Below are 17,004 nucleotides of genomic sequence, written 5' to 3' on the forward strand. Positions count from 1 at the left end.
GCCAATTCATCTTACGAGCAAAGTAAAATGGTTATAACAAAATTATTGGCACCAAAAGTCGAAGTCAATTTAATGATTGACCAAAGTATCCTTTTCTTTATCATAGCAATGCCAAAAGGCAATTAAAAATTAGGACTTAATCTAAACTCTTTATAGAAATCATCCAAAATTTGAATTACTTCATCAGCTGAATCAACAATATGAACCAATTCTAAATCGGTTTCACTTATATTATTGTTGGCTGTTAGTAACACATTTTTAACCCAATCTAACAATCCGCTCCAAAATTCGGTACCGACTAATATTATTGGAAAACGTTCAATTTTCTTTGTTTGTATTAAAGTAAGAGCCTCAAAAAACTCGTCTAGAGTACCGAACCCTCCAGGCATAACCACAAATCCTTGGGAATATTTTACAAACATTACTTTTCTAACGAAAAAATAATCAAAATCTAGGCTTTTGTCAGTATCTATGTAAGGATTATCGTGTTGCTCAAAGGGTAATTCTATGTTGAGACCAACAGAAGTTCCACCTGCTATATGGGCACCTTTATTGCCAGCTTCCATAATACCTGGTCCTCCTCCAGTAATGATACCATATCCATGATCAACTATACGCTCGGCAATCTCTTCTGCTAATTTGTAATATTTATGATCGGGTTTTGTTCTGGCAGAACCAAAAATTGATACGCAGGGGCCAATTCGACTTAATTTCTCATAGCCATTAACGAATTCCCCCATTATCTTAAAAATTGCCCAAGAATCATTGGATTTTATTTCATTCCAGTTCTTAGGTCTTCTTTCTTTTCTCATAGAATCATTTTAAATCTCGCAACTACTCAATTATTGTCAAGGATAAATTAAATTATCATAACAGACAAATTTAGATGAATTTGAAGGAAACTTGGAATAAATAGATGTAAAAGGAAAAGGGCAAACTTTACGTTTGCCCTTTAATTTTATCTTTTTCAGTTCATCTTCAATCTAATAAAGGATTGAAAATTTTCTTTAAACGGTCCTATAGCGGTTTTCTACCTGAAATTATGTTATAAAGGATAACAATTACCGCAATGACTAATAATACATGTATTAAGCTACCTGTTGCAAGTCCTGGAATGACTCCTAACATACCTAATAACCATGCAATGATACATACCACCGCTACCAGCCAAAGAATACTTTTCATAATAATTAAGATTTTTAGTTATTAGTTAAAGTTACGCTTTTTCCAATATAAATGTTAATATTTTATTGATAGAGCAAAAGATTACATCATATTGACTATTTATTAAAACTGAAAGCCAAATATTAAGCCTTTTCTGAAATTGTGCGAGCTAATTCCTCTTTTAAAAATTTTGCTGTGTAAGATTTCTTGTCAATCGCAACTTCTTCAGGGGTGCCTACAGCAACCACCTTTCCACCGCCTTTGCCACCTTCATACCCTATATCGATAATGTAATCGACGGTTTTTATAACATCGAGGTTGTGCTCAATAATTAAAACGGTATTGCCTTTATTAACCAATTTGTGAAGGACTTTTAATAGCACATTGATGTCTTCAAAATGTAATCCTGTGGTAGGTTCATCTAAGATATAAAACGTGTTCCCGGTATCTCGTTTACTTAACTCTGTTGCCAATTTAATACGTTGTGCCTCACCTCCCGATAGGGTGGTGCTTTGTTGACCCAAAGTAATGTACCCTAAACCTACTTCCTGTATGGTTTTGAGTTTTTTATAAATTTTCGGAATATGTTCAAAAAAGTCTACTCCTTCATCAATTGTCATATCCAGGACATCAGCTATAGATTTGCCTTTATACCTAATTTCTAGGGTCTCGCGATTAAATCTCTTGCCTTGGCAGGTTTCACATTCTACATATACATCTGGCAGAAAGTTCATTTCAATTACACGTAAACCACCACCTTTACAGGTTTCGCATCGACCACCTGCGACATTAAAGCTAAATCTTCCAGGCTTATATCCTCTTATCATCGCTTCTGGAATTTTAGCAAATAAAGAACGTATTTCACTAAAAACACCAGTGTAAGTGGCAGGATTAGATCTTGGTGTCCGTCCGATTGGAGATTGATTTATATCAATCACTTTATCTATATGTTCAAGACCTTTTATAGACTTATATGGTAAAGGCTTCTTAACCGCGTTATAAAAATGTGCGTTTAGAATAGGGTAGAGGGTTTCGTTTATAAGAGTAGATTTTCCACTACCAGATACTCCTGTAACCCCAATCATGGTACCCAAAGGAAGTTTTACCGAAACATTTTTTAGGTTATGCCCTGTTGCACCTTTAAGTTCAAGAAAGTTCCCATTGCCTTTTCTTCTCTTTTTAGGAACCATAATTTCTTTTGTTCCATTTAGATAATCCGCTGTAAGGGTTTGATGCTGCTTTAATTCTAAGGGAGTTCCTATACTGATAATTTCTCCACCATGTTTTCCCGCTTCTGGACCAATATCAATAACATAATCAGCACGTTCAATCATATCCTTATCATGTTCCACTACAATTACAGAATTGCCAATATTTCTTAAACTTTCTAGTGAATTAATTAGTTTTTCATTGTCTCTTTGATGTAGACCAATACTGGGTTCGTCTAAAATATATAGTACACCAACCAATTGAGACCCTATTTGTGTTGCCAAGCGGATACGTTGGGCTTCACCACCGGAAAGAGATTTTGACCCACGATTTAAAGACAGGTAGTTTAAACCAACATCTAAAAGGAATTCTATTCTTGTAACAATCTCCTTAATGACTTCTTCTGCAATTTTCCTTTGAGTTTCTGATAACTTAGGGGTCAAGGTTTGGAACCAATCATAAAGATCAGACAAATCCATCATTGCCAAATCGGCGATGTTTTTATTCTGAATTTTGAAGTGGAGTGATTCTTGACGCAAACGTGTTCCATTGCATAAATCACAGTCAATTTTATCCATATAATCCTTTGCCCATCGCTTGATGGATTTAGAATCGGTATTTTCAAATTGACTTTCAATGAAATTAGCTACACCTTCAAAATCTATTTTATAATCTCTAGTAACACCAAGTGTTTTACTTTCCACAGAAAATTTATCGGTACCACCATACATTATCATTTGCTTGGCTTCCTCAGGAATGTCCTTATAAGCATCGGTTAATAAAAAATTAAATCGAGTAGCAATAATCTCTAGCTGTTTAAAAATCCAGCTGTTCTTTTGTGGACCGTGAGGTGCTAAGGCACCATTTTTAATGGATAAATTTTTATCAGGAATAATCTTATCAAGATTTACCTTATAAACCTTACCGATACCATTACATTGCGGACAAGCTCCTTTGGGTGAATTAAATGAAAATGAATTTGGTTCTGGGCTTGGATATGAAATCCCAGAGGTAGGACACATTAAATTTCTACTAAAGTATCTGGTGTCCCCACTGTCTTGGTCTAAAACCAACATTATACCATCTCCATGATACATGGCAGTTTGGATGGATTCTGCAAGTCGCTTTTCAATTTCTGGGTTATGGTCGACTTTTATTCTGTCGATTACTATTTCAATATCATGGGTCTTGTAGCGATCTAATTTTAGTCCCTTAACAATATCTCTAATTTCTCCATCCGTTCTAACCTTCACAAAACCTTGCTTGGCAATTTGTTCAAACAATTCTCGGTAATGTCCCTTTCTGGAGCGAATTACAGGCGATAATATATTGATTCGCTTCCCGTTGAAAGATTCAATTATTAATGATTTAATCTGCTCATCACTATAGGCGACCATTTTTTCGCCTGTCTGCATACTATAGGCGTCACTTGCTCTAGCAAACAATAGCCTAAGAAAGTCATAAATTTCTGTTATTGTTCCTACCGTAGACCTTGGGGATTTACTAGTAGTTTTTTGTTCTATAGCTATAACCGGTGAAAGACCATCAATTTTGTCTACATCCGGACGTTCCAGATTGCCTAGGAATTGCCTGGCATATGCAGAAAATGTTTCAATGTATCGTCGCTGTCCTTCTGCATAAATGGTATCAAAAGCTAAAGAAGATTTGCCGCTACCAGATAGGCCGGTAATGACCACCAATTTATCGCGTGGTATTTCAACATCTATATTTTTCAGGTTATGAACGCGAGCACCCTTAACCTCAATAAATTCTTCAAATCGACTCATAAAAAGATATGCATTTTACCCTAAAGTGCGGAAAAGTGCAAAGTTACAATTTTTAGATGTTAATTTACTCCCAAGGTTGTGTGCTATCCGAATGGATTTGTATGCAAAAATTAGTATACTTACATTTCAATTAAAACCAAATCAAATTAATAATTCAATCATGAAAATTTTAGGTATTAGCTCCCGAATAGATCATCCAGAATATGGAAAAGGTGTAATTACCAATGTTACTTCACAACATTACTGGGTAACCTTTATTGAAAATGGTTTAGAAACTATCGATATAGATTCTGAGTTTGAGGTAATAGAGGCAGCTGAGGACGATGTCGATACCGTGAGCTTCTATGAGGTTGAAAAATCCTTAAAAAGTATTCTAAAAAAATGGAGTGATGTTTCTGAAATAGTGCCAATCGGTGATCGCTGGAAAGGTGGCACAATGGTCCTACAACCAGCAGATAGTGGACTACAAAGTAAAGAGGTTCCTATTGACCAGTTTTTTCATAAAATTACAATGGTGAGGGATCGTCTTAGAGTTATGGAACAAAAAATAAATAGCAGCAATTTAGATGAACAGGAGAAGATAGATTTGCAACAATATATAACGCGTGTTTATGGTAGCCTAACGACCTTTAATGTGTTATTTAAACATAAAGGACACCAATTTGTTGGACAGAAAAGCTCCTAAAGATTTAGATGAAATTTTATCCCTGAAGCTAGTTCTGTTGCGGCTTCAGGGTGATACCTAAACCATAATTCTGGTTCCACTAATTCCAATTCAGATACGGCAAGTTTTCCACTATTATCTTCAATAACGTCAACTCTGGCATAAAGAGGAAGTTCTGGACATGCACCAACTGCATTTTCTGCAAATTTTATTTCATTTGCATTTGCTTCGTATGGGTGAACGCTACCCCCAAAATCATCCTGAACCCTAAAATCTCCTTCTTTTGCTATTTTTAAAATGGCATGTGTAAAACGGCTATTCATTACCATAAAACTTACTTCACCTTTCGTTTTAATGGAATTCTGAAAAGGCTGAAGCAACATAGATTCTTCGTTTATCAATTTTGAAAATATTGCTTCGTGAGATTTTAAATTATCTTGGTTTATTTCATAAGTATGTCGTGCGGCACCACCAACACAGGGTTTAAGCACTGTATGGGACCAGCCCAACTCTTCATGTAATTGTCGTAGACTTTTCGATGTTTTCCTTTCAATGAACTTAGTTTCCGGTATATGGATACCGTTAACACTTAAATTCGAAAGGTAGTGCTTGTCTAAATTCCAATTGATGATATTGGCGCTATTAATGAGAGTAGTTTGTCTTTTTACTTTTTCTAGCCAAAGTGAAAATTCATTAAACCGATCAAAATAATCCCAAGTAGACCTAAAAAGAATTGATTTTGTATCACCCCAATTAAAATAAGGATCGTCCCAAGCTAACCGTTTTGTCCTTAAACCTAATTGCGCTAATTGTTCTCTTAGAATGAAATCCTCATAATACACATTATGTTTGTAGGTATCGTTATCAGAATCCTTTAAATACCGCGAATCTGTGAGGATAATTACATCGTATTGCTTCATTATTGGTATAAGTTAATCAAATTGAATGAAGGTTACAGACCGTGTTTTTCTTTCACAAGTTGGTTTAATTTTTTAGAAGAAAAGTCAATCAATTCATTGAAAAACAAAGTGAATTCCATTTCAAATTCGGTGTAATATTGTTCAAGTTCTACAGTTGCAAGATTCATTTGAGATCGGTTTTGGGTTCTAGAATTCATGCCATTAAGAACCTTTTGTATTCCCTCAATATGTGAATAACTCAAAAGCCAATTATCACTAATCATATAAGGCACGAATCGTTTTACTCGCGTTGGCAACAAATCGAATTTACGCCTAAGAATTTCATAAAAATTCTGAATGTATACATCCAATGTAACTGTAGAATAATTCATCCAATTTTTCGCTAAAAAATGGTCGTATAATATGTCTACAATAACACCGCTATAATGGCTATAATTATTATGAAGACGTTTTGTGCTCTGTTTAACTATCGGGTGAGAATCTGTGAAGGTATCTATTTCTCGATGTAACAAAATTCCTATTTGAACATCTATCGGATAGTTTTCATATTTTCTTCCTTTAATACCGTCTGCCATAAAATTTCCGATAATGGTATCTTCATTTTCACCAGATAAGTAAATATGGGCAAGAAAATTCATTGCCCTAAATTAAGGAAAACATAACTTCGAAGAATACTTAAAGCCTATCTTTGCAAAAAGATTTCAATTTGTATGACATTAATTAAATCAATTTCTGGAATAAGAGGTACTATAGGTGGAAGTGTTGGTGAGAATTTAACCCCTATCGACGCGGTTAAGTTTGCAGCTGCTTATGGAGTGTGGATTAAACAACAACGTAATAAGGAAAATTACCGAGTTGTGGTAGGAAGGGATGCCCGTATTTCAGGTGAAATGATTCAGAATTTGGTGATGCAAACTTTGGTTGGCATGGGAATAACCGTAGTTGACCTTGGTTTATCAACAACTCCTACGGTTGAGATGGCAGTACCTATGGAACATGCTGATGGAGGAATTATTTTAACCGCTAGTCATAATCCAAAACAATGGAATGCTCTCAAACTTCTTAATTCTAAAGGTGAATTTCTCGATGCTGAAAACGGGAAGATTATTCTAGACATTGTTGAAAAGGAGAATATCGATTTTGCCGATGTTGATTCTCTTGGAAAAATTGTTAAGAATCAGGCCTTTATAGATTTGCATATAGATGAAATTATGGACATGAAATTGGTAAACAAAAAAGCAATTGAAAATGCCAATTTTAAAATAGTTGTAGACGGTGTAAATTCTACTGGTGGAATTGCAGTGCCACTTTTATTAGATCGACTGGGAGTTCATACTGTTAAGTTATACTGTGATCCAACAGGTCATTTTCCCCATAATCCTGAACCGTTAAAGGAGCATTTAGGAGATCTTTCAAAAGCAGTTAAAAAGGAACATGCAGATATGGGTATTGTGGTAGATCCGGATGTAGATAGGCTTGCGTTTATGGATGAGATGGGCGAGATGTTTGGTGAAGAATATACACTTGTTGCCTGTGCCGATTATGTTCTAGGTAAAACGCCGGGTAATACGGTAAGTAATCTAAGTTCGACCCGAGCTTTGAGAGATGTTACCATGAAGCATGGAGGGGAATACTTTGCTGCTGCAGTTGGAGAGGTAAATGTAGTTACGATGATGAAAGAGGTGAATGCAGTAATTGGTGGTGAAGGCAACGGAGGAATTATATTTCCAGAATTACATTACGGTCGTGATGCTTTGGTTGGAATAGCATTATTTTTAAGTTTACTCGCAGAACGAAAAATGAGGGTTAGTGAATTGAAAGCGACGTATCCCCAATATTTTATGAGTAAACAGAAAATTGAATTGCAACCTTCGATGAATGTAGATGCTATTTTGAATGGTGTTGCGGGTAAATATTCCAATGAGGATGTTTCAACTGTTGATGGAGTAAAAATTGATTTTGATGATTCTTGGGTACATTTACGAAAAAGCAATACCGAGCCAATCATAAGAATTTATACCGAAGCCAAATCACAGGATTCAGCAACTTTGTTGGCTGACAGATTTGTTGATGAATTAAATAGTATAGCAATTACTGCATAAAAATTGTGAATCATGTTAAAGACTAAAGAGCCCAAATTATCATTGAACTCAAAACTAGAAGCATATTTCAAGCCATTTAGGGATAACATTATTGGGTATGAACAAGATTTCCAATCTCCATATGGCCAAAAGAAAATAATCTATACAGATTGGACTGCCTCAGGAAGGTTATATGGCCCCATTGAGGATAAATTAAAGAATGAATTCGGTCCGTTTGTAGCCAATACACATACTGAAACAACGGTCTCTGGCACTGCAATGACAAAAGCTTACCATAAAGCTAGACAAATCATTAAAGAACATGTAAACAGTAATGAGGATGATGTCCTTATTGTCGCAGGAAATGGAATGACTGGCGTTATCAATAAATTCCAAAGAATTTTGGGCCTTAAAATACCTGAACGTCTTCAAAAATTCACAAACATACCTGAGGAAGCCAAACCAATTGTTTTCATTACTCATATGGAACATCATAGTAACCAAACAAGTTGGTTGGAAACTATTGCCAAAGTAGAGGTTATTCCTCCTGGAGAAGAAGGTTTGTTTAGTTTGGACAACCTTAAGCAGTTATTGGAACAATATAAAGAACATCCATTTAAAATTGCATCTGTGGTTGCTTGTAGTAATGTTACAGGTATAAAAACTCCGTACCACGATATTGCCGGATTAATGCACGATTACGGCGGATTATGCTTTGTGGATTTTGCCTGCTGCGCACCCTATGTTGATATGGATATGCACCCAAAAGACCCTAACCAATCGTTAGATGCAATTTTCTTTAGCCCACATAAATTTTTAGGTGGGCCCGGTACCTCTGGTGTATTAGTCTTTAATAAAAAGTTATATCAAAATGTTACTCCAGATTGTCCCGGTGGAGGTACTGTTAGCTGGACCAATCCTTGGGGAGAACATCAATTTATCGATGATATAGAAGTTAGGGAAGATGGTGGTACACCAGGTTTTCTTCAAACAATAAGAACAGCTCTAGCCATACGATTGAAAGAACAGATGGGCACATCTCAAATTTTAGAGCGTGAACATGAAATAAATGACTATATTTTTAACCGGTTATCCGAAATACCTAATCTTAATATGCTCGCTGGTCAACATCGGGATAGGTTAGGGGTATTCTCATTTTATATTGACGATTTACATTACAATTTAGGTGTAAAACTGCTAAACGATCGCTTTGGTGTTCAGACTAGAGGTGGTTGTAGTTGTGCAGGTACCTATGGACATTATTTGCTTCATGTTGATTATGACACTTCACATGAACTAACCCAAGAAATTTCAATTGGCGAATTGGTTAGGAAACCTGGTTGGATTAGAATGTCGATCCATCCCACAATGACCAATGAGGAAATAATTTATGTTTGCGATTCTATCGAAGAATTGGCAAAAAACCATGAAAATTGGGCTAAAGAGTATTCTTATGACAAAGTGAGTAATGAATTTCTGTGTGAAAATCCAGAATTAGATTTGAATACTAAATTAGAAGGCTGGTTCTCTATTTAGTCATTTTAGTAGGTATACGGTCTTTATGTTTCCAACGTTTGTGGGTCCATAAATAATATTGGGGGTCTTCTTTAATCTGGTTTTCAACCAATTCCATGAATTTATCAGTTATTTGATAATTTGGAAAAGTACTAGGTTCATTGGTAATTAATTGAAAATGTGTAGAATAATAGCCACGTTTGATTTTTTTTACCCCACAGAAAACGACAGCAAGATTAAATTTTTTAGATAGCATTTCTGCACCAGTATACATCGGTACATTAATACCCATAAACGAATTCCAATGATAGGCCTTATTAGCCTTTGGGGACTGGTCTGCCGCAAAACCTCCAATGATATGTTCTCCTTTTGTTTTAGCCTGACTTATAGTTGGAACGGCTTCTTTTGTGGTGATTAGATAACTATCATATTTAGCTCGTATCCGTTTTACCAACCTATCAAAATAAGGATTTGCCAAACGTTTGTAAATAACATACCCCTTATGATTGGTAAAATGTTCTTGCATTATCATTAACCACTCCCAAGATCCATAATGCCCGCACATTAAAGCTATACTTTGACCCTCCTCAGCAATTGTTTGCATCACTTCAATATTTTCAAATCTCATTCGCTTCCGCATCTCATTTTTGGATATCGTCATAGATTTTATGGTTTCCAAAATCATGTCGCATAAATGATGGTAAAATCCTTTCATTATGGATTTAATTTCTGCTTCAGACTTTTCAGGGAAAACTAACTTTAGATTTGATTTTACGACTTTTTTGCGATAACCTATCAGGCCATAAACAATAAAATAAAGAAGATCCGAGAAAAAATAGAGAATTGGGAATGGTAAGATAGAAATCAACCATAAAAATGGATATACCAATATATAAGCCAAAAATTGCACTATAAATCTTAGTTTTGTGGCTGCAAATATACTTTTAATCTCATTAACAAAAGTTGGAATGTATAACCTAAGTTTGGTAACCATTGTATTGATTGCCGCTAATGCATTAATTAGCTATAAAGGATTTAATGACTTTTCCTTTTTCGAAAAGTATAAGTTTAATATTGGCGCAATTCGTAGGGGAGAACAAATTAGAATGTTTTCCTCTGGGTTTTTACATGCAGATTTTACTCATCTGTTTGTCAACATGTTTACTCTTTATTTTTTTGCGGATGTTGTTGTGTCTGGTCTTGGTAATTTGAATTTTATTATCATTTATGTAGCTAGTCTTATCCTCGGGAATCTATTATCCCTGTATTTCCATAAAGATGAATATTATTATAGTGCTGTGGGTGCGAGTGGGGCAGTAACCGGAATTTTGTATTCAGCTATTCTTTTACAACCAGGAATGAGCCTGTATATGTTTTTTATACCAATCCCTATTCCGGCTTACATTTTCGGTATAGGGTATTTGTTATACTCCATTTATGGCATGAAAAAAAGAATTGGCAATATAGGCCATGATGCCCATTTCGGTGGTGCTATAGGAGGCTATTTGGTAACTTTGATATTAGCTCCATATTTATTACAAACCAATATTGAAATGGTTTTGCTATTGGCATTACCTATAATTCTGTTATTTGTATTACATAAAATGGGCAAACTTTAACCTCCCTATTCTCCCAATAGTTCGGCTACTTTTGCTTCTAAGGCATCGCCCCTTAAACGTTTTGCGGCAATCTTGCCATCAGAGTCTAAAATGAAAGTAGCGGGAATAGAATTTATATTATATAGCTGCGCAACAGGATCATTAAAATATTGAAGGTTAGAAACTTGACTCCAATCTAATTTGTCATTTTTGATGGCCTCAACCCATGCTGTTTTTGGGTCTTTTTGATTTCGGTTACCATCAAGTGAAACTCCAATTATCTCCAATCCTTTTGAATGGTACTTATTATAAATCCTTACTAAATTTGGATTTTCACGTCTACAAGGTCCACACCAAGCAGCCCAAAAATCTATAATGGTAACTTTACCCTTTACATCATTAAGGGACAATTGCGTTCCCTCTGGGGTGGGAGCTGAAAAATTTGGAGCAACTTTTCCAATTTCTATTGCAGCAATGCGTTCAGCCTCAATTTTACGTTGGTCTACTAGAGGTTTTAATGATTGGCCTTTTGAGGAGTTTTTCACTTTGGGATCCAAACCTTCATAGGCATCAACTACCAATTTTGCATCCATTCGTTTATTACTCAAAGTACTTTCTAACAAGGTTAGGGAGAAATAGTTTGAAGGGTTTTCTTTAATAAATTCTATTGGATAGTTATTGGCCTTTTCATTGATAGCATTTAGTTCGTCAGCCAAAGCTTTTACCCCAGTAGTGTCATTTTCCTTAAGTTTATTTCTATAGGTATTGCTAATCCGCATGCGGTCTTGGGTAAGGTTGTTAAGTCCATTGGTATAATCTAGCATAACTTGGTTAGATTCAGTGCCTAAAATAGTTGACTTAAGAATGTCCTTACTGTCGATAGTTATTTTAATATCAGCATTTTCAATCATTACAGGTAATTGACCCTTTACACTGTTTACATGTAGTGTAAACATTTCCGGAGTTTCTACGGAACCTTCAAATTGAAAGGATTCATTCATAACTATTGAAGTATCCACTTCAATAAAACGCCCTCGTCCATCTGGCTTTTTTAGGTACACCCTGATGCCATTAAAAATACCGGGAGCAGACCCTTCAATTACATAAGAGCCTTTAGTGGCTTCAGTTTTAGATTCTTCCTTACAAGAGACAAAAATTAGGGATATTAATAGTAAGAGGTTAAGATGTTTCATGGTAATAATCATTATTAAGGCAAATATAAGAAGTAATTAATTTTTGAAGAGTTCAAGCTAATTGATGCAATAAAAAAGCCGAGAATTACTCGGCTTTTTGTACTTGTTTATCATTGCATTATTGATTGCAATGTGTAGAATTTTGTATAGATGAAATTCGTTTATTTTGACTCAAAGTTTTAATGCATTGGTGTGTTCGGTAATTATAGAAAACGCGGTATGTTTTACCTCCATCTTGATGTTTTTTCTGTTCTTGGAATCCTCGGTGTCTTAATTCTGTATAAGACCACTCGGCACCTCTACCTACTAAATCACTTACACGGACCTCATTGTCATGGTATCGGTAGTTTCTATCATGATGATCATCATTGTCGTGTCTATATCGATTATCTCTTTCGTTGTGGTAGTATCTATCTGAATTAGTATCATACCTGTGGTTTTCATGAGCTACCATGCCACGGCTATCCCTATTGCAATCCATGTTTGGAACATATACAACAGATGCTACACGGCCATCATTTGTTCTAGCTGTTACACATTTTTTTGTTCTATTGTTCCACCAATTACTATAACTGCTACCGCCACTTTTACTAGTACTCACATGGGTATAACCATTATACTGCATTGCATTGTCGAGGGCAGATGCTCTTGCATCTACAAGATCTCTTAATTCCCTTGGAGTTGAAAATTGGGCATAAGTAAACCCGAAACTAAAGAAGGCTAACACAGCCAACACACTTGATCTTTTTAAAAACTTCATTTTATTTAATTATTGATTAATAACTGCGCCTTAAAGTTAATTAATAACCTCATTTAAGGCAAAGTATTTTAAAACAAAAAAAAATTGATTAAAGGATTAGGTAATCTTATAATTTTTTTGATTTGAAAATGTTGTGGTGATAAAAGAAAAAAACCGCTTGAAAGTTAAAGCGGTTTTTTAATATCCAAAATCACTAAGTGTTATAAATTACAATGGGTTGAATTTTGAATAGATTGTATTCTTTTAGAAACACTTAATGTCTTAATACATTGATTGGTTCTGTAGTTATAGAAAACCCTATAAGTTTTTCCTCCTTCTTGATGCTTCTTAACTTCATCAAATCCCCTATGTCTTAATTCGGAATAAGACCATTCTGCATCCCTACCAACTATATCGCTTACACGGACTTCATCATTCTCATACCTATAATTTCTATCGTGATAGGCATCATTATTATGTCTCCAACGGTTTGTGCGATCATTATGGTAATTTCTCTCAGTATTGGTGTCATACCTTTGGTTTTCGTGATGTAAATTCCCCCATCGGTCTCTATTACAGTCAGAATTAGGTACTGGATGGATGTCTTGAACCCTACCATTAGAAGATCTAACCACAACACATTTTTTCTGGCTTGGGTTCCAATAATTTACGTAAATATTTCCACCAGATCTACTGGAGCTTACATCGGTGTAACCGTTTCGTTCCATTGCGTTACCTGAACTAGAGGTTTCCATTCCCATTACATCCCAAAGGTCTCGAGGAACGGCAGCATTGCTTGAACGGGAAGAATTTGATCTGCCTTGGTTCTGGTTACAATCTCCATCAGAAGCTGTATAAACACCTTGAACTGTGCCATTAATTATTCTCATAGACACACATCGATTTACTTCTGGTTGCCAATATTTCATGTCAATCGCATTTCCCGATTTGTCAGTATGAATAAATTTGTAACCCGCATTTTCTATTTCACTTGCTGCGATATTCGCCCTCATTCCTTCCAAATAGGACAAACCCATAAAACGTTCTTGTGCTATTCCCGGACCAATGAATAAAAGAACTAAAAGGACAGTTGTAATAATTTTAAAGTTTGTTTTCATAATACTTTTTGATTTAAAGCATTTGGTAAATTATTAATTAACACTCTGGTAAAACATGACATAAGTTAGAAAATTTTAATTATTTCTTTGGTTTTAACTTATTGCATTTTTCTTGTTTATTTTTGACCTATGATTTCATCAGATACGATAATAGCCTTGGCAACACCTAGTGGGATGGGGTCAATTTCGGTATTAAGGCTTTCAGGTTTAGAGGCGTTTCCTATTTGTTCTAAAGTTTTTAAATCCATTCATGGTAAGGATATTTTAAAACAGAAATCTCATACCATTCATTTAGGCCATATAATGGATGGCAATAGAGTGGTGGATGAAGTATTGGTTTCAATTTTTAAGAATCCGCACTCTTATACAGGGGAAGACGTTATTGAAATTTCGTGCCATGGTAGCCGTTATATTCAGCAAGAAATTTTACAGCTGTTAATCCGAACTGGTTGTAGAATGGCTAATCCTGGTGAGTTTACGCTTAGAGCCTTTCTCAATGGCAAATTAGATTTGTCCCAAGCCGAAGCCGTGGCCGATTTAATTTCCAGTGATAATGAGGCTTCCCATAAAATTGCCATGCAGCAAATGCGTGGAGGATTTTCTTCAGAAATTGCCCAGTTAAGGCAAGAACTACTGAATTTTGCCAGTTTAATTGAACTTGAATTAGATTTTTCTGAAGAGGATGTGGAGTTTGCAGATCGAACTGCATTCAAAGAATTGGTGGCGAAAATTATTAGGGTTTTAAAACGATTAATAGATTCGTTTGCCTTGGGGAATGTCATAAAAAAGGGTATTCCAATAGCAATAGTTGGTGAACCAAACGTAGGAAAATCTACTCTTTTAAATGCTTTGCTGAATGAGGACAAGGCTATAGTTTCAGATATAGCAGGTACCACAAGAGATGCTATAGAAGACGAAATTTCTATTGGAGGCATTGGATTTAGATTTATAGATACTGCAGGTATACGCGAAACGGAGGATGTTGTTGAGGGTATTGGAATTCAGCGGACGTTCGATAAAATAAAACAGTCTGAAATTATCCTTTATATCATCGATCCAACGAGGAGCACTCAGTTCGAAAGCCCTTTAGAATATGTGGTGAATATACAAACCGAAATAGGAAAGGTAAAGAACAAATTCCCACAAAAACATTTGCTTATTATTGCGAATAAAGAAGATGTTGTTTCCGATGAGTTAAAGGAGTTGCTTAATTCTCACCTAGATGGGATTTTATGGATATCTGCAAAAAACAACCAGGGTATAGAATCCATAAATGAACAACTCCTAAGTTTTGTTAATACGGGCTTGCTGAGACAAAGTGATAACATTGTAACGAATTCAAGGCATTACGATGCCTTATTGAAAGCATTGGAAGAAATGGATAGGGTAGATGCTGGATTGACGGAAGGACTCTCAGGGGATCTTTTGGCTATAGATATTCGTCAAGCACTTTTCCATTTGGGAGAAATTACCGGTGAGATTTCCAACGAAGACCTACTTGGAAATATATTTGCAAACTTTTGCATCGGAAAGTAATTTCATTATTACTTTAAAATTAACATTAGCACTAATTGTTCTTCGTACTTTTAAATGAAATGTAATTTTTAATTAGCATGCCCATTAAAAGATATCTAAGTATTTCTGCTCTTTTTCTTTGTACTATATTTTTGAACGCACAGGTACAATCTACACTTGAAATCTATGATCTAAAATCAAATACCCGTTCTGTTGTTCTTAGTGAACCAAATCATTTTGAAGCGCCAAACTGGAGTAAGGATGGGTCTTACCTTATCATTAATGGGGAGGGTAAGCTCTATAAAATTGATTTAGAAACTAAGAAAAAAATTCAAATCCCTACAGGTTCAATAGGCTTAGTAAATAACGATCATGGTATTTCTCCAGATGGCAAAACCCTCGCCATAAGTGGATTTGATAATTCCAAAATAGACATCGGATTCCCCATGAATGAACAATGGAAAAGATCACAAATATTTGTTTTACCTATAGATGGTGGAGAACCTACCTTAATAACAAAAAATAAAACCTCTTTTTGGCATGGATGGTCACCAGATGGAACAAAAATGGTCTATACTGCCAAAAGGCATTCTGAAGAATTTGATATTTATGAAATTGAGATAGAAAGTAAAAAGGAAACCCAATTGACTCACAAAAATGGCCATGATGATGGACCAGAATTTAGCAATGATGGAAAATATATTTATTATAATTCCATGGAAACTGGATCAATGGAGATTTGGAAAATGGAAAGTGATGGAACTAATAAGAAACAATTAACCAATGATAATCATTCCAATTGGTTTCCCCATCCCTCTCCAAAAAGGGACGTTTTGGTGTATTTGGCATTCATAGAAGATCTAGGAGAGAACCATCCTCCGATGAAGGAGGTTGCCCTTAAATTATTGGATTTACATTCAGGTACCATCACTACTTTGTTCACATTCACTGGTGGGCAGGGTACAATTAATGTGCCTAGTTGGTCTCCCACAGGAGACAAATTTGCATTTGTTTCGTATAAACAACTTTCTAAAAATTAAACTTGCCCTTGAATTTTTATATCTATAAGTTTATTTGAGGTTGATTATTTGGTAGTAATTAAAATAACCCCATTTGCACCTCTCGACCCATAGGCTGCGGTTGCCGAGCCATCTTTTAACACATCAATAGTTTTTAGGTCCCTTGGATTTAAATTCTTTAGAGGGGCGTTGTATGGTGAACCATTTAGTAGAATTAACGGATCGTTACTAGCCATTAAGCTACGGTTGCCTCTAATTTGAATTTTAATATCTCCATTATTTTCAATCACATTAACACCAGGGACAGTTTTCAGAAAGGAGGCAATGTCTAAGGTCTTTTCATTCTCTATTAAATTCTCATCGACTGAACTGCTAGAAATAGTACTTTCAGACCTTTTAATTTTCCCATAACCAGTATTAACATACTGTTCTTTATTTGTGTTATGAAGATCATATTCCAAGACCAAGCTAAGGCTATCATT

16 protein-coding genes are annotated in these 17,004 nt (G+C 35.3%); 6 read left to right on the forward strand and 10 right to left on the reverse strand.

What is annotated here, in order from left to right; translation table 11 throughout:
* Positions 1-122: 122 nt before the first annotated feature.
* The 3 genes from ISU00_RS14075 to uvrA all read right to left on the reverse strand — a co-directional run bounded on the left by ISU00_RS14075 (position 123) and on the right by uvrA (position 4,160).
* On the reverse strand, positions 123-812 hold the full coding sequence (locus ISU00_RS14075) for an LOG family protein (protein ID WP_228851307.1): 690 nt from the start codon (positions 810-812) through the stop codon (positions 123-125).
* 205 nt (positions 813-1,017) lie between these two features.
* The gene (locus ISU00_RS14080) at positions 1,018-1,185 is read right to left on the reverse strand and encodes a lmo0937 family membrane protein (protein ID WP_228851308.1); all 168 of its coding nucleotides are present in this window, start codon (positions 1,183-1,185) and stop codon (positions 1,018-1,020) included.
* Positions 1,186-1,307: 122 nt separating this feature from the next.
* Positions 1,308-4,160 carry an excinuclease ABC subunit UvrA gene (gene uvrA, locus ISU00_RS14085; protein ID WP_228851309.1) on the reverse strand — a complete coding sequence of 951 codons (2,853 nt, stop codon included), beginning with the start codon at positions 4,158-4,160 and terminating at the stop codon, positions 1,308-1,310.
* 160 nt (positions 4,161-4,320) lie between these two features.
* On the opposite strand from uvrA, the gene ISU00_RS14090 reads away from it, so the two are divergent.
* On the forward strand, positions 4,321-4,845 hold the full coding sequence (locus ISU00_RS14090; protein WP_228851310.1) for a hypothetical protein: 525 nt from the start codon (positions 4,321-4,323) through the stop codon (positions 4,843-4,845).
* Here the strand turns inward: ISU00_RS14090 and ISU00_RS14095 are convergent.
* The gene (locus tag ISU00_RS14095) at positions 4,842-5,744 is read right to left on the reverse strand and encodes an ATP-grasp domain-containing protein (RefSeq protein WP_228851311.1); all 903 of its coding nucleotides are present in this window, start codon (positions 5,742-5,744) and stop codon (positions 4,842-4,844) included. The two genes, ISU00_RS14090 and ISU00_RS14095, sit on opposite strands and share 4 nt — an antisense overlap.
* Positions 5,745-5,776: 32 nt before the next feature.
* A complete protein-coding gene (locus ISU00_RS14100; RefSeq protein WP_228851312.1) occupies positions 5,777-6,382 on the reverse strand; it encodes an acyl carrier protein phosphodiesterase in 606 nt (201 codons plus the stop codon).
* Positions 6,383-6,454: 72 nt separating this feature from the next.
* Here ISU00_RS14100 and glmM point away from each other — a divergent pair, with 72 nt between their 5' ends.
* Complete coding sequence (glmM, locus tag ISU00_RS14105) at positions 6,455-7,846, forward strand: phosphoglucosamine mutase (RefSeq protein WP_228851313.1); 1,392 nt, start codon at positions 6,455-6,457, stop codon at positions 7,844-7,846.
* Positions 7,847-7,858: 12 nt separating this feature from the next.
* Entirely contained in the window at positions 7,859-9,361 is a 1,503-nt protein-coding gene (locus ISU00_RS14110) for an aminotransferase class V-fold PLP-dependent enzyme (protein WP_228851314.1), read from the forward strand.
* Here ISU00_RS14110 and ISU00_RS14115 read toward each other — a convergent pair.
* Positions 9,354-10,334: a lysophospholipid acyltransferase family protein gene (locus tag ISU00_RS14115; RefSeq protein WP_262892113.1), complete on the reverse strand. Its 981-nt coding sequence runs from the start codon at positions 10,332-10,334 to the stop codon at positions 9,354-9,356. The two genes, ISU00_RS14110 and ISU00_RS14115, sit on opposite strands and share 8 nt — an antisense overlap.
* Here ISU00_RS14115 and ISU00_RS14120 point away from each other — a divergent pair.
* Complete coding sequence (locus ISU00_RS14120; protein ID WP_228851315.1) at positions 10,309-10,959, forward strand: rhomboid family intramembrane serine protease; 651 nt, start codon at positions 10,309-10,311, stop codon at positions 10,957-10,959. The two genes, ISU00_RS14115 and ISU00_RS14120, sit on opposite strands and share 26 nt — an antisense overlap.
* A 5-nt stretch (positions 10,960-10,964) precedes the next feature.
* On the opposite strand, the gene ISU00_RS14125 is transcribed toward ISU00_RS14120, so the two are convergent.
* The 3 genes from ISU00_RS14125 to ISU00_RS14135 all read right to left on the reverse strand — a co-directional run bounded on the left by ISU00_RS14125 (position 10,965) and on the right by ISU00_RS14135 (position 13,988).
* Positions 10,965-12,131: a TlpA disulfide reductase family protein gene (locus ISU00_RS14125; protein WP_228851316.1), complete on the reverse strand. Its 1,167-nt coding sequence runs from the start codon at positions 12,129-12,131 to the stop codon at positions 10,965-10,967.
* Between the two features lie 118 nt (positions 12,132-12,249).
* A complete protein-coding gene (locus tag ISU00_RS14130) occupies positions 12,250-12,891 on the reverse strand; it encodes a hypothetical protein (protein WP_228851317.1) in 642 nt (213 codons plus the stop codon).
* 200 nt (positions 12,892-13,091) lie between these two features.
* Positions 13,092-13,988 (reverse strand): hypothetical protein, encoded by an 897-nt coding sequence (locus ISU00_RS14135; protein ID WP_228851318.1) that lies wholly within the window; start codon positions 13,986-13,988, stop codon positions 13,092-13,094.
* A gap of 129 nt (positions 13,989-14,117) precedes the next feature.
* Here ISU00_RS14135 and mnmE point away from each other — a divergent pair, with 129 nt between their 5' ends.
* Together mnmE and ISU00_RS14145 are read left to right on the forward strand one after the other, a co-directional pair.
* On the forward strand, positions 14,118-15,524 hold the full coding sequence (gene mnmE, locus ISU00_RS14140; RefSeq protein WP_228851319.1) for a tRNA uridine-5-carboxymethylaminomethyl(34) synthesis GTPase MnmE: 1,407 nt from the start codon (positions 14,118-14,120) through the stop codon (positions 15,522-15,524).
* Between the two features lie 77 nt (positions 15,525-15,601).
* The gene (locus ISU00_RS14145) at positions 15,602-16,543 is read left to right on the forward strand and encodes a TolB family protein (RefSeq protein ID WP_228851320.1); all 942 of its coding nucleotides are present in this window, start codon (positions 15,602-15,604) and stop codon (positions 16,541-16,543) included.
* A 44-nt stretch (positions 16,544-16,587) separates the two neighbouring features.
* Here ISU00_RS14145 and ISU00_RS14150 read toward each other — a convergent pair whose 3' ends face one another.
* Positions 16,588-16,983 (reverse strand): TonB-dependent receptor plug domain-containing protein, encoded by a 396-nt coding sequence (locus ISU00_RS14150; RefSeq protein ID WP_228851321.1) that lies wholly within the window; start codon positions 16,981-16,983, stop codon positions 16,588-16,590.
* Between the last annotated feature and the right edge of the window lie 21 nt (positions 16,984-17,004).

The sequence above is a fragment of the Aegicerativicinus sediminis genome (assembly GCF_015476115.1).
GTDB lineage: Bacteria > Bacteroidota > Bacteroidia > Flavobacteriales > Flavobacteriaceae > Aegicerativicinus > Aegicerativicinus sediminis.